Here is a 22,827-nt window from a genome sequence, read left to right on the forward strand (position 1 = left end):
AGCAAACCTTTAGTTGTTATCATATCATTTTAATAAAATCTGAACTGATATTTGTATAAGGATAAGGTGGAACAAGCGAAAGCGGATTTGCAGACTGCCCAAGCGCAACTGGAGTACGCACGCAGTAATTATAGCCGTATGAAAGAAGCTATAAAAAGGTGATGCGGTAAGTCAGATACAGTTGATCATAATGGGAAGAAGGGCGTCCGGATGCAGGAGTAAAAGTGCTCTGAGGACTATCTGGAGCAACGATTGACATAGTGACGCCATCCGTTCGGGATGGCGTCACTATAATGGGCAAATAGCGTCACCATCTTGAGCGGATAGTGACGCTATTTTTATTTTGTAGATAAGGGTGTGTTTTGAGGCGGATGAAGCTTATAATTTTATAGAGAATTGTAATCTGGAATATCTTTCAGAAAGGCATAACTCTGATTTTCATAGTCCATCCGGCAGCAATAATGTTGCATCCCGTTGCTGACAATCAGATAATCTACTTTCAGCACCATATTATATCGGGTAATCTGATCGAAAACCGCTTGTGTGATTTCAATATGGGGGGCTTTGTATTCCACAATCATCCGGGCGGATAAGTCTCTCCGGTAGAGGACTGTATCGCATCTTTTGGTAGTACCGTTCAACTTAACCATCACTTCATTGGCTAAGAGTGCGGAAGGGTATCCTTTATGTGCAATAAGAAAGTGAACGAAGTGTTGCCGTACCCATTCTTCGGGGGTAAGGGCGACATATCGCTTGCGAATCACGTCGAAAATTACATTTTTTCCGTTTCGTACGTTTATTTTAGTGTCGAATACTGGTAGGTTTAACGATAACATTTATTATTTTTGTAAGTTAAATAACGGGTTCCTTTATTTGGAACCACAAATTTAATGAAATTATGAAAACAAAAGAAGAAATCGTCGCTAATTGGCTGCCGCGTTACACAAAACGTAACCTGGAAGATTTTGGGGAGTATATTCTGTTGACTAACTTCAACAAGTACGTAGAAATTTTCGCCAATCAATTTGATGTTCCGATATTGGGCAGGGACGCTAATATGATCTCTGCTACTGCCGAAGGCATTACAATGATTAATTTTGGTATGGGAAGTCCTAACGCCGCCATTATTATGGATTTGCTGGGGGCCATTCATCCGAAGGCTTGCTTGTTCCTTGGCAAATGCGGGGGAATTGACAAAAAGAACCAGCTCGGTGATTTGATTCTTCCTATTGCCGCTATCCGTGGTGAGGGAACTTCCAACGACTATTTTCCGCCTGAAGTTCCGGCGTTACCCGCGTTTATGTTACAGCGTGCCGTTTCTTCATCTATCCGTGACAAAGGGCGTGACTACTGGACGGGGACCGTATATACTACCAACCGCCGTATTTGGGAGCATGACGAAACATTCAAGGAATATCTGAAAAAGACCCGTGCAATGGCGGTCGATATGGAAACGGCCACTTTGTTCAGTTGTGGTTTTGCCAATCATATTCCTACAGGTGCGTTACTATTGGTTTCTGACCAGCCGATGACTCCTGACGGAGTGAAAACGGATAAAAGTGACAACCTGGTCACTAGGAATTACGTAGAAGAGCATGTGGAGATAGGTATTGCTTCTTTGCGTATGATTATTGATGAAAAGAAAACTGTAAAACACTTGAAATTTGACTGGTAACTCCCAGCTTTGAAAATATATATATGGCAAAACAAGAACTGACATGTGATGACATTCTTAAAGAGTTGAGGGCAAAGCAGTATCGCCCTATCTATTATCTGATGGGGGAAGAATCGTACTATATCGACTTGATCGCAGATTATATTACGGATAATGTGTTGAACGAAACGGAAAAGGAGTTCAACTTGACCGTCGTGTATGGCGCTGATGTAGATGTAGCTACTATTATAAATGCTGCAAAACGTTATCCGATGATGTCTGAACATCAAGTGGTGGTGGTAAAGGAAGCACAGGCAATCCGCAATATGGAGGAATTGTCCTACTATCTCCAGAAGCCGCTACTCTCTACTATTTTGGTGATATGCCATAAACATGGTACGTTAGACCGCAGGAAAAAGTTAGCTGCCGAAATAGATAAAGTGGGTGTATTATTCGAGTCGAAGAAGATAAAGGATGCGCAGCTACCGGCTTTTATTTCTTCTTATATGAAACGTAAGGGAGTGGATATGGAACCTAAAGCAACGGCTATGTTGGCTGATTTTGTAGGCTCTGATTTAAGCCGCCTGACTGGGGAACTGGAGAAGTTGATTATCACTTTGCCCGCTGGTCAGAGGCGTGTAACCCCCGAACAAATAGAAAAGAATATTGGTATAAGCAAGGATTATAATAACTTTGAACTGCGGAGTGCGCTTGTAGAAAAGGACATTCTTAAAGCAAATAAGATAATAAAATATTTTGAGGAAAACCCGAAAACGAATCCGATACAGATGACGTTATCTTTGTTGTTCAGCTTTTATTCCAACTTAATGCTGGCATATTATGCACCTGATAAATCGGAGCAGGGAATAGCCAATATGCTGGGACTAAAGACGCCTTGGCAGGCTAAAGATTACTTGGCTGCTATGAGAAAATACAGTGGTGTAAAGACCATGCAAATCGTAGGTGAAATACGATATGCCGATGCAAAGTCAAAAGGAGTAAAGAACAGCTCGATGTCGGATGGGGATATTCTTCGCGAATTAGTGTTTAATATTTTGCATTAGAAAGAGCAAGTTCCCAATATTATTAAAGGGCATATACTTTTACTATGAATAGAATAAAGTATATGCCTTTTTTATATTCATGTGATTCCCTGTTTTATCTGAAGTATGTGTTTGCCTTTTGGGTAAAAAATCAAACAATAAATTTGCTGTATTTGGTTCCTTGTCTTTCTTTATTCTTCTCTAATAGCTTCTCTCCGGTGAACTTGATTTTTCCTAAATAATATCCATTTAGCTGTTTCCAATATTATTCTTCAATTGGGGGAATTCGCTTTTTTTCATTGAAAAATTCGGATTCTTTATTGAAAGATTGGTAGAGTCAGATAAATAGATATTGTACTTATTTGATAGTGATAATATGGAAAACTCCATTTCTAGTGGTAATCTCAAAATATCATTTTGATAATTTGATAATTAATAGAAGAGTATTAGCGCTATTTTTCTATTTCAACTAAATAGCATAATTGAAAAATGTACGATATTTCGTTGTATTACAGTTTGTTATGCTTAAAATGACCCTTCTAGAATTGAAAAAAAATAGCGAATCGGGTAAATGGTCGGAAATATTGCAAGGATTCCTAGTTTTATAGTGAAATGTAAAAGATGATTTGATAAAATCTTAAAATACATTCGTAAATAATAGAGTTTATCCTTTATTTTATTGCAACTGCAACTTCTTGTATTTACGTTTGTGTATTTGTGTTTATATGTTTGTGATTAGTATTAATGTGAATATATAACATATGTAATCCAATCTATATATTTACATGTGTATAGCAATGAGTTTACAAAAATAAATATCACTGTATAAATGTAGTAGGAGGGTGTTTAACATTCAATTTATCACATGTTATTATAATGAATATCAGATATATATACTATTTATTTGATTCTTAGCTGTAAATCAATGGCTTTGTATATTCAATACTTTTGTAAATCTCCTCATTTTAAAGTGAAATATTAATATTAACCTATTTATTATCAGATATATAAATACATTTTGTTAAACATAGAATATTATCATATAATATGAGGTTTTGTTCATTACACAAACGTGATATTAGAATAGTGAATATTTTGATATTTTTGTAATATGTGTATTTTTATATATGTAATTTGCTTTTGTGAAATGTAATATATATCTTTGTAAAGTGATTATATTCATATATATTTTTGTGAAATCACTATTTAGTGCATACAATTGTAACTCAATAAAGGTGGTATGGAAATAAAAGACAGAATCAGAATGATTATGGAGAGGGAAAAAGTCCCCCCCCGGGTTTTTGCTGAAACAATAGGAGTTCAGCAGTCTACTCTTTCTCATATTTTAAATGATAGGAATAAGCCAAGTCTGGAAGTGGTGATGAAAGTACATCAGACTTATAACTACGTAAATCTTGAATGGTTGCTATATGGAAGAGGTGAAATGTTGGCTTCTGCTGGAGAATCTTCATTGACTTCATCTAATGGTGATTATCAACCTTCTTTGTTTGATGAGAATCCTGTAAATCCGTCCAAAGAGGCGATTGCTTTGGAAAATCGCAAGGAAATCGCATTAAGAAGTACTGAAAATGCTCCTAAAGAGATTGTAAAACAGGAGATTAGGTATATAGAAAAGCCTGCCAGAAAAATTACTGAAATAAGAATTTTCTTCGATGATAATACCTATGAAACGTTTAGACCTGAAAAATAAGTGGTAAAATCGCAGGTTTGAGCAAATTCCTGTATCTTTGCACTTGGAATACGAATTTATACTTTTTATATCCATACATGAAGAAATTTATTTTAGATTTGACGGTTACTGAGAATATCAGACTGCATGCCAATTATGTATTGCTGAAACTGACCTCTCAATCGTTACTGCCCGAAATGTTACCAGGGCAGTTTGCTGAACTCCGGGTGGACGGTTCGCTTACCACATTCCTGCGTCGCCCTATTTCTATTAATTTTGTCGATAAACAACGAAATGAAGTATGGTTCCTGATCCAATTGGTTGGAGACGGAACAAGGCGCTTGGCAGAGATAAACCCAGAATACCATACTTCCATTGGGAAATGGCTACACGATGCCTCAGATGCCTTCTGATAAGCTTTTGTTAGTTGGTGGTGGTGTCGGTACGGCTCCTATGTTATATTTGGGTGAACAATTAGTCAAAAATGGTCATAAACCTACATTCCTTTTAGGGGCACGTAGCGATAAGGACTTGTTGCAACTGGAGGAGTTTGCTAAATATGGTGAAGTGTACACAACTACGGAAGACGGTAGTCATGGAGAAAAAGGATATGTCACCCAACATTCTATACTAAATAAGGTACGATTCGAGCAGATTTACACATGTGGTCCTAAGCCTATGATGATGGCGGTGGCAAAATATGCCAAAAGTAATCAAATAGAATGTGAAGTCTCTTTGGAAAACACAATGGCTTGTGGTATCGGAGCGTGCTTATGTTGTGTGGAAAATACGACAGAAGGTCACTTGTGTGTGTGTAAAGAAGGCCCTGTTTTTAATATAAATAAACTACTATGGCAGATTTAAGTGTAAATATTGGTGAATTACAAATGAAGAATCCGGTGATGACAGCATCCGGTACATTTGGATATGGCGAAGAGTTCTCAGATTTCATTGACATAGCGCGAATAGGCGGTATTATTGTAAAAGGGACTACTCTTCACAAACGTGAAGGAAACCCTTATCCGCGTATGGCCGAAACTCCTTCGGGTATGCTAAACGCTGTAGGACTGCAAAATAAGGGTGTTGACTACTTCGTAGAACATATATATCCCCGCATAAAAGACATACAAACGAATATGATTGTAAACGTTTCGGGCTCTGCTATCGAGGATTATGTGAAAACAGCCGAAATTATTAATGAACTTGACAAAATTCCTGCCATAGAATTAAACATCTCTTGTCCTAATGTGAAGCAAGGTGGTATGGCTTTTGGTGTGTCAGCAAAAGGTGCGTCAGAAGTAGTGAAAGCGGTGCGTGCTGCTTACAAAAAGACACTTATCGTAAAACTCTCTCCGAATGTCACTGATATCACTGAAATAGCGCGCGCAGCGGAAGAAAGTGGTGCAGATAGTGTGTCATTAATCAATACATTGCTGGGAATGGCTATTGATGCGGAGCGTAGACGTCCTATTTTGTCGACTGTAACAGGCGGAATGTCCGGAGCTGCCGTCAAACCTATCGCGTTACGTATGGTATGGCAAGTTGCTAAATCGGTAAATATTCCTGTCATTGGTTTGGGTGGTATCATGAACTGGAAAGATGCGGTTGAGTTCATGCTTGCAGGTGCATCTGCTATCCAGATTGGTACGGCAAATTTCATAGATCCGGCTGTTACTGCCAAAGTTGAAGATGGTATAAATAATTACTTGGATAGACACGGATATAAGTCAGTGAAGGATATTATTGGTGCGCTTGAGGTATAATGATAAACTTACAATAACCATTCGCATGGGATTAACTAGAAAAATGCTATTTTCTCTCTGAATATCGAAGGACAGAATCAGACCAAAGATAATGGTTGAAAAGAAATTTTCGTTTAGGGGAAAGAGTGGCAAGTGGAGTTTTCAAGCGATGGACATAATAAAAACGACGGTGAGAAATAAGCAAATTCTCACCGTCGTTTTTATTTACATTCTGTTTTTATTCATCTAATAAGTCAGGGCGAAGTTTTCTGGTGCGTTCCAAAGACTGTTGCAACTCCCATTCTTTAATCTTTGCTTCATGACCGGACAATAGAATATCGGGAACTTTCCAGCCTTTATAATCAGCAGGGCGGGTATATACCGGTGCTGCCAGCAAGTTGTCCTGGAAAGAATCGGAAAGTGCGGATTGTTCGTCAGAGATAACTCCGGGAATGATACGTACGATAGCATCAGCCATGACCGCTGCGGCTAGTTCGCCACCTGTCAAGACGTAATCTCCAATGCTTATTTCTTTGGTGATTAGATGTTCGCGGATGCGATAGTCAATCCCCTTGAAATGTCCGCAAAGGATAATAAGGTTCTGCGCTAAGGAAAGGCTGTTGGCCATTGGTTGGTTGAATTGTTCTCCGTCGGGGGTTGTGAAGATTACTTCGTCATATTCCCGTTCTGCCTTAAGAGTGTTGATGCAACGCTCGATGGGTTCTATTTTCATAACCATTCCGGCGAAACCACCAAAGGGGTAATCGTCGACACGACGGTATTTATCTTCGGTATAGTCGCGCAGATTGTGAATATGTATTTCTGCAAGTCCTTTATTCTGAGCCCGTTTCATAATAGAACAATTGAAGAAACCTTCAATCATCTCGGGCAAAACTGTTATAATATCAATACGCATAATCTTTAATTTTTCGCAAAAGTACAAATATTCAAAGATAAACCTGTATTTTTGCCTTAAACAATCGAAGAAATATGGATATAAAGGAAAAAATAGAGGAATTGCGTGCCGAACTTCACCGGCATAATTATAATTATTATGTGTTGAATGCTCCCGAAATATCGGATAAGGAGTTTGATGACAAGATGCGTGAACTTCAGGATTTGGAACAGGCACATCCGGAATATAAAGACGAAAACTCGCCTACTATGCGTGTGGGGAGTGACTTGAATAAGAATTTTACGCAGGTGGCGCATAAATATCCGATGCTGTCATTGGCAAATACATATTCGGAGGCGGAAGTGACGGACTTTTATGAGCGCGTCCGTAAGGCGCTCAATGAGGATTTTGAAATTTGCTGTGAAATGAAATATGACGGTACTTCAATTTCTTTGACTTATGAAGATGGTAAGTTGGTTCGTGCCGTTACTCGTGGCGATGGTGAGAAAGGAGATGATGTGACGGATAATGTAAAAACAATCCGTTCTATCCCGCTTGTACTTCATGGTAATAATTATCCTGCCGTTTTTGAAATTCGTGGGGAAATTCTCATGCCATGGGAAGTGTTTGAAGAATTGAACCGTGAGAAAGAAGCGCGCGAAGAGCCGCTTTTTGCTAATCCGAGAAACGCGGCTTCCGGCACATTGAAATTGCAGAACTCTTCCATTGTGGCTTCCCGTAAGCTGGATGCGTATTTGTATTATCTGCTGGGAGATAATCTGCCTTGTGACGGACATTATGAAAATCTTCAGGAAGCCGCGAAATGGGGCTTTAAAATATCTGATTTGACGCGTAAATGCCAGACATTGGAAGAAGTTTTTGAGTTTATCAACTACTGGGATGTAGAACGTAAGAATCTGCCGGTTGCTACAGACGGAATTGTTTTAAAGGTAAATAGTCTGCGGCAACAGAAAAATCTGGGATTTACGGCTAAATCTCCTCGATGGGCTATTGCATATAAGTTTCAAGCCGAACGTGCTTTGACGCGCTTGAATAAAGTGACTTATCAAGTGGGTAGAACTGGTACTGTCACTCCTGTGGCGAATTTGGATCCTGTGCAGCTTTCAGGAACAGTTGTGAAACGTGCGTCTTTACATAATGCAGATATTATCGAAGGACTCGATTTGCATATTGGGGACATGGTTTATGTGGAAAAAGGGGGCGAAATTATTCCCAAAATCACAGGTGTGGATAAGGACGCACGCAGTTTTATGCTTGGCGAGAAAGTCCGGTTTATCACTAATTGTCCCGAATGTGGCAGTAAATTAGTCAGGTATGAGGGAGAAGCCGCCCATTATTGTCCGAATGAAACGGCATGTCCCCCTCAGATTAAAGGTAAAATAGAGCATTTTATCAGCCGTAAGGCTATGAATATTGACGGGTTAGGCCCGGAAACAGTAGATATGTTTTATCGTTTGGGGTTAATCAAGAATACAGCCGATTTGTATAATCTCACAACTGACGATATTAAGGGATTGGAGCGTATGGGAGAAAAATCGGCGGAGAATATTATAACAGGAATTGCTCAAAGCAAGACAGTTCCTTTTGAGCGTGTGATCTTTGCTTTAGGAATTCGCTTTGTTGGTGAAACTGTGGCGAAGAAGATTGCAAAGTCGTTTGAAAATATAGATGAATTGCAGCAGGCGGATCTTGAAAAGTTGATTAGTATCGATGAAATCGGAGAAAAAATAGCGCAGAGCATCCTTTTGTATTTTGCGAATGAGTCTAATCGTGAGTTAGTCGGGCGATTGAAAGATGCCGGATTACAGCTTTATCGTACTGAGGAAGATTTAAGTGGATATACGGATAAGTTGGCAGGCAAGTCTATCGTTATCAGTGGTGTATTCACTCATTATTCTCGTGACGAATATAAGGAGCTTATCGAGAAAAACGGTGGCAAAAACGTAGGAAGTATTTCTGCAAAAACAAGTTTCATCCTTGCTGGAGATAATATGGGGCCTGCGAAACTGGAAAAAGCGAAAAAACTTGGAATAACCATACTAAGCGAAGACGAATTTCTGAAACTTATATCGTAAGATAAGAAAAATATTCGTACTTTTGCGGCTAAATAAATTAGAGATTATAATTAAAACTCATGATACAGACTAAATTGAAAGGAATGGGGGTAGCACTGATTACTCCTTTCAAAGAGGATGAGAGCGTTGACTATGACGCATTGATGCGCATGGTGGACTATCTATTACAGAATAATGCGGATTTCTTGTGTGTGCTGGGAACTACAGCCGAAACACCGACTCTTACCGAGGAAGAAAAGAAAACCATAAAAAAGATGGTGATTGACCGTGTTAATGGAAGGGTTCCTATTCTGTTGGGTGTAGGTGGCAATAATACCCGTGCTGTTGTAGAAACATTGAAAAACGATGATTTCACGGGAGTTGATGCCATATTGTCTGTTGTACCGTATTATAACAAGCCTTCACAGGAGGGTATTTACCAGCATTATAAGGCTATCGCTGAAGCAACGGAGCTTCCTATCGTGCTGTATAATGTTCCGGGGCGTACGGGCGTAAATATGACTGCTGAGACTACTTTGCGTATTGCGCGTGATTTCGGTAATGTAATTGCTATAAAAGAGGCATCCGGTAACATCACGCAAATGGATGATATCATCAAAAATAAGCCGGAAAACTTCAATGTAATCTCTGGTGATGATGGTATTACTTTCCCTCTTATAACTTTGGGGGCTGTTGGTGTTATTTCGGTTATCGGTAATGCTTTTCCCCGTGAATTTAGTCGTATGACTCGTCTGGCGCTTCAAGGAGATTTTGCTAATGCACTGACTATTCATCACAGATTCACTGAATTATTCAATCTGTTATTTGTAGATGGAAATCCTGCGGGAGTGAAATCAATGTTGAACGCTATGGGAATGATTGAAAATAAACTTCGATTACCGCTGGTTCCTACCCGTATTACTACATTTGAAGCAATACGTAAGGTTTTGAATGAATTGAATATAAAATGCTGATTTAAATATTAGTCCTTGGCGAATTAAACGTATTTTTTTATTTCTTTTAATAAGGGAAGCCTTTGAGCTTCCCTTATTTTTTTCGGCATGATTCGGGCTGACCCACTATTCCGGCTCAGTTGTAATTCTTGGGGGATTTGGTTCAGGACACAGTCATATCCCTAAGAATTTATTCATTCCTGCACCTATTTGAATTAAATACTACATGGTGAAAAACATCTATCATACTTGTATTGCAAAAAACATCTATCTATCATGTCTATACTTTGTCTATTTTAGTGTAGTATTAGGTGAGATTAGCCATTTAAAAGCATAAGAATGCACGTTTTATAGGACGACAACTTGTATTTGGCAACTTAAGCGGTGATGTTTCTATAGCCTACGTGTGCAGGCTATACAGCCCGCATCTGTAGGCTGTACGGTTTACGTATGTAGGCTTTATAGCCTACATACGTGGGCTATAAACTTATCGCCGCTAAAGTTGGATTATTAAGCCATGATCATCGGATTTATACGGGTTCATTGTAACAAAAACAAGCTATCTTATCTATATAGGGTCCTTTATTCGGCTATTTTGTTAATGATAGATAACCTATTTTTGCTGATAAAAGTATGATAGATACCTTTTTAAAAAGCTATCTATCATACTTATTATTTTGATAATAAGATAATTATCAAAAGACATGATACTTATGATAGATGTTTTTTCATTATGTAGTATTTTCAGACTGAGCCACTATTCCGGGCTCAGCGGAAATTTCTGGTTGGTAAGTTTTAAAATTATCTATCTTTACTTACCTTTGTTTTATGAAACCCGAACAACTCCTTCGTGCCATCCTTCCGGATGTGCTTATAGACAACTTTGATATTGTCAATTTCGACAAGAGTGCTGACCGTTTTGATATTTATCTTGATGAAAAAAAAGTTCAGCTAAAAGAAGATAAGACCAATCCGGATATCATATCCTATGGTTTTGGTAAGTATCGTACAATCCAAGACTATCCTATTCGTGGTCGCGCCACTTATCTCCATGTTCGTAAACGTAAATGGCTTGACAAGTCTTCCTATGAAATCTTCAGTTATGACTGGGATTTATCCGAATTTGACGGTACACGGCTCAATTCTGAGTTCGTCTCTTTTTTAAAAGAAGGAGATTGAATCTACTCCTGTGAGCATCTGTGTGCTTGTGGAACGTTATGGCGTAAAAGGGCAGACTCTTCGTAAACAATACAAGGAGAAAATCAGTGATTACCGGAACTGGGACCAACTCGAACATGCGCATGACTACCTCCTTTATCCTGAAAACATTGGAGAAAACCTTTCTTTGGATGAAACTTGCCTGAGCAATGGAGATGTTTATACGATTCTGACCAATAAAGCAGCTAAAGGCCGTAAAGGGGCTTTAGTTGCAATGGTTCGTGGAGTGGCCACAGATGCGGTAAGCGGAATCTTGCGCAGGCTTCCGCATCGGAAACGGCTGTCTGTCAAGACTGTCACTACAGATTTATCTTCAGCCATGATGCTGACGGTCAGAAAGGTGTTTCCTGCCGCAAAGCTGATCAATGACCGTTTTCATGTACAGCAGCTCATGTCTGAAGCTGTTGACCAGTTAAGAATACGCTATCGGTGGAAAGTACTTGATACGGAAAATCAGGCTATCAGGGAGCATCGCCAAAAGAAGAAAGAAACAAAGAGTAAGGCGGAAAGGGAGAGAATAGGGAAATGGGAACCTGAAAGAATGGAGAACGGAGAAACCCTGCCACAGATAGTAAGCAGAAGCAAGCATATTATACTGAAACACTGGAGCAAATGGAGTGAACAGCAAAAGACCAGGGCTGCCATTCTCTTTGATAAATTCCCCAAGCTTCTGGAAGGATACAGCCTTAGCATGAAACTGACAGACATCTTCAACAAGAAGTCAGGTCCCGATGAAGCAAGGCTAAATCTCGCAAGATGGTACAATGAAGTGGAAAAGTTTGACTATATGGAGTTCAACAAGGTACTTGATACCTTTTCAAACCATAGTACGACCATCATAAATTATTTTGAAGAACGATTGACAAATGCTTCAGCGGAGTCGTTCAATGCTAAAATCAAAGCTTTTCGAAGCCAGTTAAGAGGGGTGGCTGATGTGAAATTCTTCATGTTCAGACTGGCTAGGCTATACGCTTAAAAGAAAGCTTGCCAACCGGGAAAATCCGCTGACCCCCTATTCCGAGCTGAATTCTTCGATGAAATGGGGGATAAAAAGAAATCCTCTACAAATAAATGCAGAGGATTTTGTGATCGCGACAGGATTCAAACCTGTAACCGGCTGATCCGTAGTCAGCTACTCTATTCAGTTGAGCTACGCGACCCAATAATGTATTTTCTTCAGTGACCGCGACAGGATTCAAACCTGTAACCGGCTGATCCGTAGTCAGCTACTCTATTCAGTTGAGCTACGCGGCCATTTTGTTAAACCAAGTATGTGATCGCGACAGGATTCAAACCTGTAACCGGCTGATCCGTAGTCAGCTACTCTATTCAGTTGAGCTACGCGACCGTTATTTTGTTTTAACGGGTGCAAAGATACGGACTTTTCCCGAAATAGCAAGCATTTCAACGTTTTTTTTGTAGAAAAATTATTCTATGAACCGATAATTGAATAGTTGCCAACCTATGCTTAATCCGACATTCCACTCTCTTTTCGGTGAGCTATAATGATTTACATATGCGGTAATGTCTCCAAACGGCAATTGACATACAACAGAAATTTCTCCTAAATATTCGAATTTAGAGAAAGCTTTTCCATAGTATGCTTTATTCAGCGAATTTCTTTCAATCGGATATATAGGCATAAAGCCATAAAATTCTCCCCGCAGATGGAACATTTGGTTTAAACGATAAACAGGGCGAATTCCGGCGCTTACGAATTGATTGGCGCGGAATGCTTCATTATAGGTCATTTTACTGTGCAGCGTAGGAGAAAATTCTCCGGCTTGCATCATTGTTGCTGTATAGTTCTCTGAGAAGTTCTTAGACGCATACAATGCCTTTAAGTACCATCCCAGTACCCAATGTTCACTCATATTATGATATTTCTCTTTCATGTAGGATAATTGCAACCAGGAATGATGTTCTTTATTGTTTCCCTCGGCAGTACTCCTTTCACCTGGATAGAAACGCTCTCTTCCTACAAAAATTTGAGCAACAAGAGCCTCTCTGTATCCACGTGTTGGATATTGTCGGGAGTTCAGTGTGCTTCCGTTAAAACTGATTGAACCACCAAATAAATCATAACGGCTTTTGTCGAATTTGTCATTTCCAAAGTCAATAATGCTTTTCTGGAAATACTTATCCTCTATTTTAGCGATTCCTATTCCAAATTCAGCTCGCTTACTCGAAAGAAAAGGCAGACTTACCTGTAATTTCAAAAATCGTTCGTCTTTTTGATTGAAGGCAGGTTTATCATTTCTTGAGAAGAGCTTGTCTTTTTTAAAATAGTCGAAAGTACTTATTGAACCTATAAGACGATACGATGTAGGAATAGCCGTGGCAAAGTCTATCTTTGCCATAAATTGGACATTGTTGTACACCTTCCCAAGTTGTCCATCAAGAATAAACTCCTTGGCATAGTAGTTTAAGTCCTGGTAGCTCAGCCCTAAATAAATTTGATTGGAATTGGAAGTGGATATATTGCCACCCAGTCTTACAGCGAAGTTATTCTCTAGTTTAACTTTTAAATGAAGGTCGTAAGTGTCATCTTCGGGATTGTAAATAGCATGAGGAATGATTTCAGAAATCATTTTATCCGAAAGTAATCTGAAATATCCCTGTTTTAAATCCTCATAGGTGAATTCTTTGTTATCTGATTTATGAAATTCTTTTTTGATATAAGCTTGTTGTTGGGGATTAGCTCCTTCAATAATGATATTATTGAAGCGTAACTCGGGAAAATTACTTCGGTACACCATTCTTCTTAAGCGTATATTGTCAAAGTTGACGCGTCGATGGATGCGACTCTTGATGGAGTCCATCATGCTGATGGTGCGATTGTATCCTATATCATGCAGTTCATCAATACGTTGAAAATCCATAAGATTAACATTGTCGTATTTGAACGTCATTGAAATCCCCACTGAATCAGGAATAGAATAATCGGTTTTTTGCATCACCATATTTTCTATTTGGCTCATAAGGTCATCTTCTTTGGGCTTGGTAGGGTTGGTTGAGACGACACTTCCTATAATAATGTCCGGATGAAAATCGTCTCTCATGACATCTGTGGGGAAATTATTATAAATTCCACCATCATAGGCTAATACATTGTCTATCTCAATAGGTTTAAACATGAATGGGAAACTCATTGAAGCTCTGACTGCATCTCCCAAGTCTCCATTTTTCATTATTAATTGCTTCTTATTGTACACATCGGATGCAATACATCGAAAAGGTACGAAAAGTTTATCAAAATCTCCTTTACAAGCAGCTGTGGCGCGTGCATACAGATCTACAAAAACAAGATTCATCTGGAGCGGATTTACCACACTGGTGGGCAGAAACTGAGATTTCAGGTTTTTTAGCGAATCCTTGAATGAAAAACGTATATTGAAAAACTCAGGAGTGGGGAGATTTTTTTTGAAATGATATACGTATTTTTCTTCCACTTCTCCGGAATACCATCGTTTGAAATCTTCGGATTTTAGGAGTTCCACCATATCATCAGGAGAATACCCCATGGCGTATAGGGAGCCGACGATGGCACCCATAGAAGTCCCCGCGATGTAGTCAATGGGGATATTGTTTTCTTCCAAAGCGCGAATAATACCGATATGCGTCAATCCTTTTGCGCCGCCGCCGCTTAATACAAGTCCCACTTTTTGAGCGTGGATAGCTGGGATGGCCAACCATAAAGTAATTAACACTAAAAGAATTTTTCTCATAACCCGAATCAAGCAATTGGTATTTCTGTCTATTAAGTGTTCAAATATATACAATACTTTTCAATTTATCGATATTTTGTCGGTCGTTTTAAATTGAAAAAGAGCATTGCAGCGTGTATTTAACGTTGAATGCTCTTTTTGAGTTATGTAATGTATTTAAAGGGGCGATATTTAAATCAGTTCAATACTGCGTTTTACAAAGTTGTTCAATGCTTCACCTCTCAACATATTATTTTGCAATAAGGCCAAATCAATGAGTTGACGTATTACTTTGTTGTTGCTGGCATAGCCGATGAAGATAGCTTCTTTCTTACTCTTCAAATCATCCCATTTCTTGTCCAACTCATTTAGTTCATCTTTTTCAGCTGTTGGGATATCTTCATCTTTTTTGTCCTTTTGCTTATCTTTCAGCTCATTACGTTTCTTATTAACACTGTCCATCTCGGATTGTATCGGAGCTACCTCAGCATGACAAGCACTTTCTTCTTCGCTTAACACTTGTTTTATCAACTTGTGGTCTGAATTCAGTATCAAATTGAACATATCAGGCATTTCGCCATAGAAACTCATTCCCGCCTGAATATTTGCCATCTCTTTCATACGGCGCATATATTCGCTTTGAGTAATCATTACCGGAGCGGAATTTTCTCCTAATGCTTGCGTCATGACATTGAACTCGACTTTATCCATTTTAGGAAGCTGGCTCTTGAAGGCTGTTGTGATAGCATCCTGCTTATCGGCTTCTAATACTTCTCCTTTCTTGTCTTCTTTAACGATAAGGTTATCAACAACATCACTATCGACACGGGTAAAGCGGGATTTTTCCAGCTTTTGCTCCAGCATGCTTACCATAGCTACATCCAATTGCCCGTCCATAAGCAAAACATTATATCCTTTGTTAGTAGCGGCTTCAATGTAACTATATTGTTCGTCCTTATTATTTGCATACAGATAGATGAGGTTGCCATCTTTGTCTGTCTGATTATCTTTAATAAGAGTCTGGTATTCCTCAAATGTGTAATGTTTGTTATTTGTATCGGTGAAAAGGGCGAATTTTTGTACTTTATCATAGAAATCCTCTTGCGTGAGCATTCCATAATTGATAAATATTTTCAAATCATTCCACTTCTCTTCAAACTGCTTACGGTCATTTTTGAAGATGGATTGCAGGCGGTCGGAAACTTTCTTCGTTATGTAAGTTGAAATCTTTTTCACGTTCGAATCGCTCTGCAAATATGAACGGGAAACATTCAACGGAATATCTGGTGAGTCGATTACTCCATGTAACAAAGTCAGGAAATCCGGCACAATGCCTTCAACTGAATCTGTAACATATACTTGATTGCAATATAATTGAATCTTATTTTTATTTAATTCAATATTGCTCTTAACTTTAGGGAAGTAGAGGATACCAGTCAAGTGGAACGGGTAATCTACATTTAGATGAATCCAAAAGAGTGGTTCATCAGACATTGGATACAATTTGCTATAGAATGATTTGTAATCCTCATCTGACAGCTCGCTAGGTTTACGAGTCCACAGAGGAGTTGTATCATTGATGATATTGTCTTCGGCTGTTTCTACTTGTTTGCCATCTTTCCACTCTTTCTTTTTTCCAAATGCAATAGGAACAGGAAGGAAGCTGCAATATTTCTTCAAGAGTCCGGAAATGCGTGCTTCTTCAAGGAATTCCTTGCAATCATCATCAATGTATAAGATGATATCCGAACCACGATCTGCTTTTTCAACTTCTTCAATCGTGAATTCAGGACTGCCGTCACAAGTCCATTTTACAGCTTGCGCACCATCTCTGTATGATTTAGTGATTATTTCTACTTTCTTCGCAACCATAAAGGCGGAATAGAAGCCAAGTCCGAAGTGTCCAATAATGGCATTCGCGTCATTTTTGTACTTTTCAAGGAAGTCATTAGCTCCAGAGAACGCAATCTGATTGATGTACTTCTCAATTTCTTCTGCTGTCAGACCGATACCACGGTCAGAAATGGTAATAGTGTCTTTGCCTAACTCAACATGAACAGTCAAATCACCTAGTTCACCTTTAAACTCGCCAATGGAAGCCAGTGTATTCAGCTTCTGGGTAGCGTCTACTGCATTGGACACTAACTCACGAAGAAAAATTTCATGATCACTGTACAAAAACTTCTTGATGATAGGGAAAATGTTTTCCGTTGTAACCCCAATATTACCTTTTTGCATAATACGTATATTTTTAGTTTATCTATTTGATTAATTTTAATTCATATTTGTTCAGATAGAGACAAAAAAAATGCCAGACCCGAAGGTCTGACATTATGGCATATTTAAAATTTGCCCTTATTTTGAGAATAATTCTATTCTACGGTAACAACTTTCATTTCCAATTCATTTTTGTCTTCATTAAGGGAGACATAAATGCTATCTCCTTCTTTTAAAGAGGAAGAAATGATAAGTTCGGACAGTCCATCTTCCAAATAAGTCTGAATGGCTCGTTTTAAAGGACGGGCGCCATATTGTACATCATATCCTTTGCTTGCGATGAATTCTTTTGCCTTATCTTCAATAACGAGCTTATATCCAATAGATTCAATTCTGTTATACAACCCTTTCAACTCTATATCTATAATCTTTGTTATAGCTTCCAGGGAGAGTTGGTCAAAGGTTATTATTTCGTCTACACGATTAATGAATTCAGGCGCGAATGATTTATTTAAAGCTTTTTGTATTACACTTCGCGAGAACTCTTTGTCATCCAAACGGCTTTGTGTCGCGAATCCTACACCTCGTCCAAAGTCTTTCAACTGGCGGGTTCCAATATTGGAAGTCATGATAATAACAGTATTCTTGAAGTCTACCATTCTGCCATAACTGTCAGTCAAACGACCTTCGTCCATCACTTGAAGCAGGATATTGAATACATCCGGATGCGCTTTTTCTATTTCATCGAGCAATACGATAGAGTATGGTTTACGATGAACTTTTTCTGTCAACTGTCCACCTTCTTCATATCCTACATATCCCGGAGGCGCTCCGACCAACCGTGAAACGGTGAATTTCTCCATATATTCACTCATATCTATACGGATCAGTGCATCAGCAGAGCCAAACATGTATTTAGCCAACTCTTTTGCCAAATGAGTTTTACCAACTCCAGTGGGACCTAAGAACATAAATGTGCCAATCGGTTTATTAGGATCTTTCAGTCCTACACGACTTCGCAAAATGGCTTTAACCAGTTTCTCTATGGCTGTGTCTTGTGCAATGACTTTAGATTGCAAGTCTTCTTTCATGCCTGCCAGCTTTATGCCCTCGGCTTGCGCCATACGTTGCACTGGGATGCCTGACATCATTGATATGACATTAGCGATTTCTTCTGCATCAACAGTCTGCCTGTTTTCCTTCAGGCTAGTTTCCCATTCTTTCTTCATTTCATCCAATTGGAGAGAGAGCTCTTTTTCCTTATCCCGGAAACTGGCTGCAAGTTCGAAGTTCTGTGATTTTACAGCTTCATTTTTCTTGTTTTTAGCTTCTTCGATCAGTTTTTCCTGCTCTTCTATCTCTTTAGGGACGTTGACATTAGTCAGATGTACACGTGAACCGGCTTCGTCCAAAGCATCAATGGCCTTATCAGGAAAATTACGGTCTGTGATATAGCGATCTGTCAGCTTGACACATGCTTCCAATGCTTCATCTGTATAATATACGTTATGATGATCTTCGTATTTATCTTTAATATTACGCAGAATCTGAAGAGTTTCTTCAGCAGTAGTGGGTTCCACTATCACTTTTTGGAAACGACGTTCCAAAGCGCCATCCTTCTCTATATTCTTACGGTACTCATCCAGGGTAGTGGCACCAATACATTGTATTTCCCCTCTTGCCAATGCCGGTTTCAGCATGTTGGCGGCATCCATAGAGCCTGCTGCGGAACCTGCACCTACAATCGTATGAATTTCGTCAATGAACAAAATTACATTCGGATTCTTCTGTAACTCATTGAGTATGGAACGAATACGCTCTTCAAATTGCCCGCGGTATTTAGTTCCTGCTACAACAGCCGTCATATCAAGGGCTACTACTCGTTTGTCAAACAGAATCCGTGATACCTTTTTCTGAATGATTCGCAAGGCAAGTCCTTCGACAATAGCTGATTTTCCGACACCTGGTTCGCCAATCAAAATCGGATTATTCTTTTTACGACGACTCAGGATTTGAGCCAAGCGTTCGATTTCTTTTTCTCTGCCGACTACAGGATCCAATCTGCCTTCTTCTGCCGCTTTTGTCATATCCGTACCGAAATTATCGAGTACCGGTGTGTCATTAGACGGCTTTTTTGAAGCGGTTTGTGCCTGTTGACGATCTTCGGAACTGCCTCTGCCAGAACGGGGAGTAGACATTTCTTCGTCTTCATCATCGTCTTCCGTAAATCCCATACCTGAATTTATATCAGGTTGTAACGTAGCCTGCTCCAGTACTTTTGTGTAATTTATATCATTTGCTTCAAGTACGGAAGCTGCCATATTGTTTTTTTCTCTTAAAATTGCTAACAGAACATGTTCTGTATCAGCGATGTTACTTTTCATTCCACGCGCTTCTAAAATACACATTTTTAATATTTTCGCCGCATCATTAGACAACGGTACCTCGGCATCAGGCAGTAACATATCGTCAGCTTCTGCCTTCAGTTGAGCTTCAATCTGCTGCTTGATTATAGCCAGATTGGTGTTGAGTTTAGACAATATCTCGATAGCTTTTCCTTCACCGTCACGGAGCATTCCCAGAAGCAGGTGTTCGGGGCCTATATACCTACTTCTCAACCGGTTTGCTTCTTCCTTGCTATAGACGATAATGTCGGAAACTCTTTGTGAGAATTGATTATTCATACTTCTTCCTTTTCTTCTAAGGGTTATTCACTGGCAAATATACGCATTAAATCAAGTTTGTATTGCAATATTTGCTTTATTTCTTATATCTACAAATGGCGTGCCATAAAAACGGTGTATTTGCATTATATATATAAGGTATAACAAACATACAGGTCTTTTTTACTGATGTTATACTATTTTTATATCTTATATTTATTGTTTTTCTCCTTTTGTTTTCGTATTTTAAAGCTTAGTCAGTCATCGTTCTGTCCTTAATAAAACTTTCTTCTTAAAAACTTTCGTATATCCGGGAAAAGTAGTACTTTAGCGTGGTTTTTCACAAACCATAGAATGTATAATTAATAATCATTTTAAATGCTTGAACAAGACAGAATTATAAAGATTAATATCGAGGAGGAAATGAAGTCATCGTACATTGACTACTCCATGTCGGTCATAGTTTCACGTGCCCTTCCTGATGTTAGAGATGGATTTAAGCCCGTTCACCGTAGAATTTTATACGGAATGATGGAATTGGGTAATACTTCAGATAAACCTTATAAGAAATCTGCCAGAATTGTTGGTGAGGTGCTTGGTAAGTACCATCCACATGGGGATTCTTCTGTTTATCTTGCAATGGTACGTATGGCTCAGGAATGGGCAATGCGTTATCCTTTGGTAGATGGACAGGGTAACTTTGGTTCAGTAGACGGCGATAGTCCTGCTGCCATGCGTTATACTGAGGCTCGTCTTAATAAGTTGGGTGAAGCAATGATGGATGACCTGTATAAGGAAACTGTTGACTTTGAACCTAACTTTGATAATACCTTGGTTGAGCCTAAAGTAATGCCAACCCGTATTCCAAATCTTTTGGTAAATGGTGCGTCCGGTATTGCTGTCGGTATGGCAACCAATATGCCGCCTCATAATCTTTCTGAAGTGATCGATGCTTGTGACGCGTATATTGATAATCCGGAAATTACAGTTGAAGAGCTGATGGAATTTGTTAAAGCTCCGGATTTTCCTACTGGTGGATATATATATGGCGTAAGCGGTGTACGTGAAGCATATCTGACAGGTCGTGGACGTGTGGTTATGCGTGCGAAAGCAGAAATAGAAACCGGACAGACACATGATAAAATTGTAGTAACAGAGATTCCGTATAATGTGAATAAGGCAGAATTGATTAAATACATTGCTGACCTTGTGAATGATAAAAAAATAGAGGGTATCTCAAATGCGAATGATGAGTCTGACCGTGACGGTATGCGTATTGTTATTGATGTGAAACGTGATGCAAATGCCAGTGTAGTGTTGAATAAGCTCTATAAGATGACAGCTTTGCAGACATCTTTCGGTGTAAACAACGTTGCTCTGGTTCATGGACGTCCGAAGACTTTGAACCTGAGAGATTTAATTAAATATTTCATCGAACATAGGCACGAGGTTGTTATTCGTCGCACTCAGTTTGAGCTCCGCAAGGCGAAAGAACGTGCACACATTCTTGAAGGTTTGATTATTGCCTCGGATAATATTGATGAGGTAATCCGTATTATTCGTGCTGCAAAAACACCTAATGATGCCATAGCAGGCTTGATAGAGCGTTTCAACCTGACGGAAATTCAGTCTCGCGCTATTGTAGAAATGCGTTTGCGCCAATTGACAGGTCTGATGCAGGATCAGCTTCATGCAGAATACGAAGAAATAATGAAGCAGATTGCTTATTTGGAAAGTATCCTGGCAGATGATGAAGTATGCCGCAAAGTAATGAAAGATGAATTACTGGAAGTAAAAGCGAAATATGGGGACGAACGTCGTTCGGAAATTGTTTATTCTTCAGAAGAATTTAATCCGGAAGACTTCTACGCTGACGATCAAATGATTATCACTATTTCTCATATGGGATATATTAAACGTACGCCATTGACTGAATTCCGTGCGCAAAATCGCGGTGGAGTAGGTTCTAAGGGTACAGAAACTCGTGATGAGGACTTTGTAGAGCATATTTATCCGGCTACCATGCACAATACTATGATGTTCTTTACTCAAAAAGGTAAGTGCTATTGGCTAAAAGTATATGAAATACCTGAAGGAACGAAGAATTCTAAGGGGCGCGCTATCCAAAACCTGCTGAATATTGATTCTGATGATAATGTAACAGCATATTTGCGTGTGAAGAGCTTGGAAGATTCTGAATTTATTAATAGCCATTATGTATTGTTCTGTACAAAGAGAGGTGTGATAAAGAAAACACTGCTTGAACAGTATTCTCGTCCCCGTCAGAACGGTGTGAATGCTATTACTATTCGTGAGGATGATAGTGTAATCGAAGTTCGTATGACGAATGGAAACAATGAGATTATCATTGCTAATCGTAATGGACGTGCGATTCGTTTCCATGAGGCAGCAGTCCGTGTAATGGGACGTACTGCAACAGGTGTACGTGGTATTACATTGGATAACGATGGTCAGGATGAAGTCGTTGGAATGATTTGTATTAAAGATCTGGAAACAGAATCTGTAATGGTTGTTTCTGAACAGGGATATGGCAAACGTTCTGAAATCGAAGACTACCGTAAGACTAACCGTGGCGGTAAGGGTGTTAAGACCATGAATATCACTGAAAAAACTGGTAAACTGGTTACAATAAAGTCTGTAACAGACGAGAACGACTTGATGATTATCAACAAGTCTGGTATTACTATTCGTTTGAAAGTGGAAGATGTCCGTATCATGGGACGTGCTACTCAAGGTGTTCGTCTGATTAATCTAGAAAAACGTAACGACCAGATTGGTTCGGTATGTAAGGTTATGACTGAGAGTCTTGAAGATGAAATTCCGGCAGAAGAAGCAGAAGGTACTATTGTAAGTGACCCAAATGCTGATTCTCCTGATACTGATATTGAAGATTCAGTGGACGTTAATGAAAACGAAAGCAATAAAATTGAGGAATAGACATAATATTAA

Annotated in this window: 14 protein-coding genes, 3 tRNA genes and 2 pseudogenes; 11 read left to right on the forward strand and 8 right to left on the reverse strand. The window is 39.1% G+C overall.

Annotated elements, in window-relative coordinates:
- Positions 1–51: 51 nt before the first annotated feature.
- Positions 52–187 (forward strand): annotated as a pseudogene (locus tag CLIN57ABFB40_RS06445) (efflux transporter periplasmic adaptor subunit); the annotation flags it as partial.
- A gap of 199 nt (positions 188–386) precedes the next feature.
- Here CLIN57ABFB40_RS06445 and CLIN57ABFB40_RS06450 read toward each other — a convergent pair.
- The gene (locus CLIN57ABFB40_RS06450; RefSeq protein WP_022137465.1) at positions 387–836 is read right to left on the reverse strand and encodes a type I restriction enzyme HsdR N-terminal domain-containing protein; all 450 of its coding nucleotides are present in this window, start codon (positions 834–836) and stop codon (positions 387–389) included.
- A 62-nt stretch (positions 837–898) separates the two neighbouring features.
- On the opposite strand from CLIN57ABFB40_RS06450, the gene CLIN57ABFB40_RS06455 reads away from it, so the two are divergent.
- The 5 genes and pseudogenes from CLIN57ABFB40_RS06455 to CLIN57ABFB40_RS06475 all read left to right on the forward strand — a co-directional run bounded on the left by CLIN57ABFB40_RS06455 (position 899) and on the right by CLIN57ABFB40_RS06475 (position 6,150).
- The gene (locus CLIN57ABFB40_RS06455; protein WP_175629388.1) at positions 899–1,675 is read left to right on the forward strand and encodes an AMP nucleosidase; all 777 of its coding nucleotides are present in this window, start codon (positions 899–901) and stop codon (positions 1,673–1,675) included.
- Between the two features lie 23 nt (positions 1,676–1,698).
- Entirely contained in the window at positions 1,699–2,718 is a 1,020-nt protein-coding gene (gene holA, locus CLIN57ABFB40_RS06460; RefSeq protein WP_175629389.1) for a DNA polymerase III subunit delta, read from the forward strand.
- A 1,219-nt stretch (positions 2,719–3,937) separates the two neighbouring features.
- Positions 3,938–4,408, forward strand: a complete 471-nt coding sequence (locus CLIN57ABFB40_RS06465) for a helix-turn-helix domain-containing protein (protein ID WP_175629390.1) — start codon at positions 3,938–3,940, stop codon at positions 4,406–4,408.
- 77 nt (positions 4,409–4,485) lie between these two features.
- Positions 4,486–5,251, forward strand: a pseudogene (locus CLIN57ABFB40_RS06470) (dihydroorotate dehydrogenase electron transfer subunit).
- Positions 5,239–6,150 carry a dihydroorotate dehydrogenase gene (locus CLIN57ABFB40_RS06475; RefSeq protein WP_175629391.1) on the forward strand — a complete coding sequence of 304 codons (912 nt, stop codon included), beginning with the start codon at positions 5,239–5,241 and terminating at the stop codon, positions 6,148–6,150. Before CLIN57ABFB40_RS06470 ends, CLIN57ABFB40_RS06475 begins: the two are co-directional and overlap by 13 nt.
- A 217-nt stretch (positions 6,151–6,367) precedes the next feature.
- Here the strand turns inward: CLIN57ABFB40_RS06475 and trmD are convergent, their stop codons facing one another.
- Entirely contained in the window at positions 6,368–7,045 is a 678-nt protein-coding gene (gene trmD / locus CLIN57ABFB40_RS06480) for a tRNA (guanosine(37)-N1)-methyltransferase TrmD (protein ID WP_024988711.1), read from the reverse strand.
- A 74-nt stretch (positions 7,046–7,119) separates the two neighbouring features.
- Between trmD and ligA the strand changes: the two genes are divergently transcribed.
- From ligA to CLIN57ABFB40_RS06500, 4 genes are all read left to right on the forward strand, one after another.
- Positions 7,120–9,120, forward strand: coding sequence for an NAD-dependent DNA ligase LigA (ligA, locus tag CLIN57ABFB40_RS06485; RefSeq protein WP_175629392.1), 2,001 nt, complete (start codon positions 7,120–7,122; stop codon positions 9,118–9,120).
- 59 nt (positions 9,121–9,179) lie between these two features.
- A complete protein-coding gene (dapA, locus tag CLIN57ABFB40_RS06490) occupies positions 9,180–10,073 on the forward strand; it encodes a 4-hydroxy-tetrahydrodipicolinate synthase (protein WP_175629393.1) in 894 nt (297 codons plus the stop codon).
- 807 nt (positions 10,074–10,880) lie between these two features.
- On the forward strand, positions 10,881–11,231 hold the full coding sequence (locus CLIN57ABFB40_RS06495; protein ID WP_175628820.1) for a transposase family protein: 351 nt from the start codon (positions 10,881–10,883) through the stop codon (positions 11,229–11,231).
- Positions 11,232–11,241: 10 nt separating this feature from the next.
- Positions 11,242–12,246 carry a transposase gene (locus CLIN57ABFB40_RS06500; protein ID WP_175628819.1) on the forward strand — a complete coding sequence of 335 codons (1,005 nt, stop codon included), beginning with the start codon at positions 11,242–11,244 and terminating at the stop codon, positions 12,244–12,246.
- Positions 12,247–12,356: 110 nt separating this feature from the next.
- On the opposite strand, the gene CLIN57ABFB40_RS06505 is transcribed toward CLIN57ABFB40_RS06500, so the two are convergent.
- The 6 genes from CLIN57ABFB40_RS06505 to CLIN57ABFB40_RS06530 form a co-directional block, all read right to left on the reverse strand.
- Positions 12,357–12,430 (reverse strand) — tRNA-Arg (locus tag CLIN57ABFB40_RS06505).
- A gap of 20 nt (positions 12,431–12,450) precedes the next feature.
- A tRNA-Arg gene (locus CLIN57ABFB40_RS06510) sits at positions 12,451–12,524 on the reverse strand.
- A gap of 20 nt (positions 12,525–12,544) precedes the next feature.
- Positions 12,545–12,618 (reverse strand) — tRNA-Arg (locus CLIN57ABFB40_RS06515).
- 79 nt (positions 12,619–12,697) lie between these two features.
- Positions 12,698–14,998, reverse strand: coding sequence for a patatin-like phospholipase family protein (locus tag CLIN57ABFB40_RS06520; RefSeq protein ID WP_175629394.1), 2,301 nt, complete (start codon positions 14,996–14,998; stop codon positions 12,698–12,700).
- Between the two features lie 171 nt (positions 14,999–15,169).
- On the reverse strand, positions 15,170–17,215 hold the full coding sequence (htpG, locus tag CLIN57ABFB40_RS06525; protein WP_175629395.1) for a molecular chaperone HtpG: 2,046 nt from the start codon (positions 17,213–17,215) through the stop codon (positions 15,170–15,172).
- Positions 17,216–17,349: 134 nt separating this feature from the next.
- On the reverse strand, positions 17,350–19,878 hold the full coding sequence (locus CLIN57ABFB40_RS06530) for an ATP-dependent Clp protease ATP-binding subunit (RefSeq protein ID WP_175629396.1): 2,529 nt from the start codon (positions 19,876–19,878) through the stop codon (positions 17,350–17,352).
- 357 nt (positions 19,879–20,235) lie between these two features.
- Here CLIN57ABFB40_RS06530 and gyrA point away from each other — a divergent pair, with 357 nt between their 5' ends.
- A complete protein-coding gene (gyrA, locus tag CLIN57ABFB40_RS06535) occupies positions 20,236–22,815 on the forward strand; it encodes a DNA gyrase subunit A (RefSeq protein WP_175629397.1) in 2,580 nt (859 codons plus the stop codon).
- Positions 22,816–22,827 lie beyond the last annotated feature (12 nt).

This window comes from Bacteroides acidifaciens (assembly GCF_903181435.1).
Classification (GTDB): domain Bacteria; phylum Bacteroidota; class Bacteroidia; order Bacteroidales; family Bacteroidaceae; genus Bacteroides.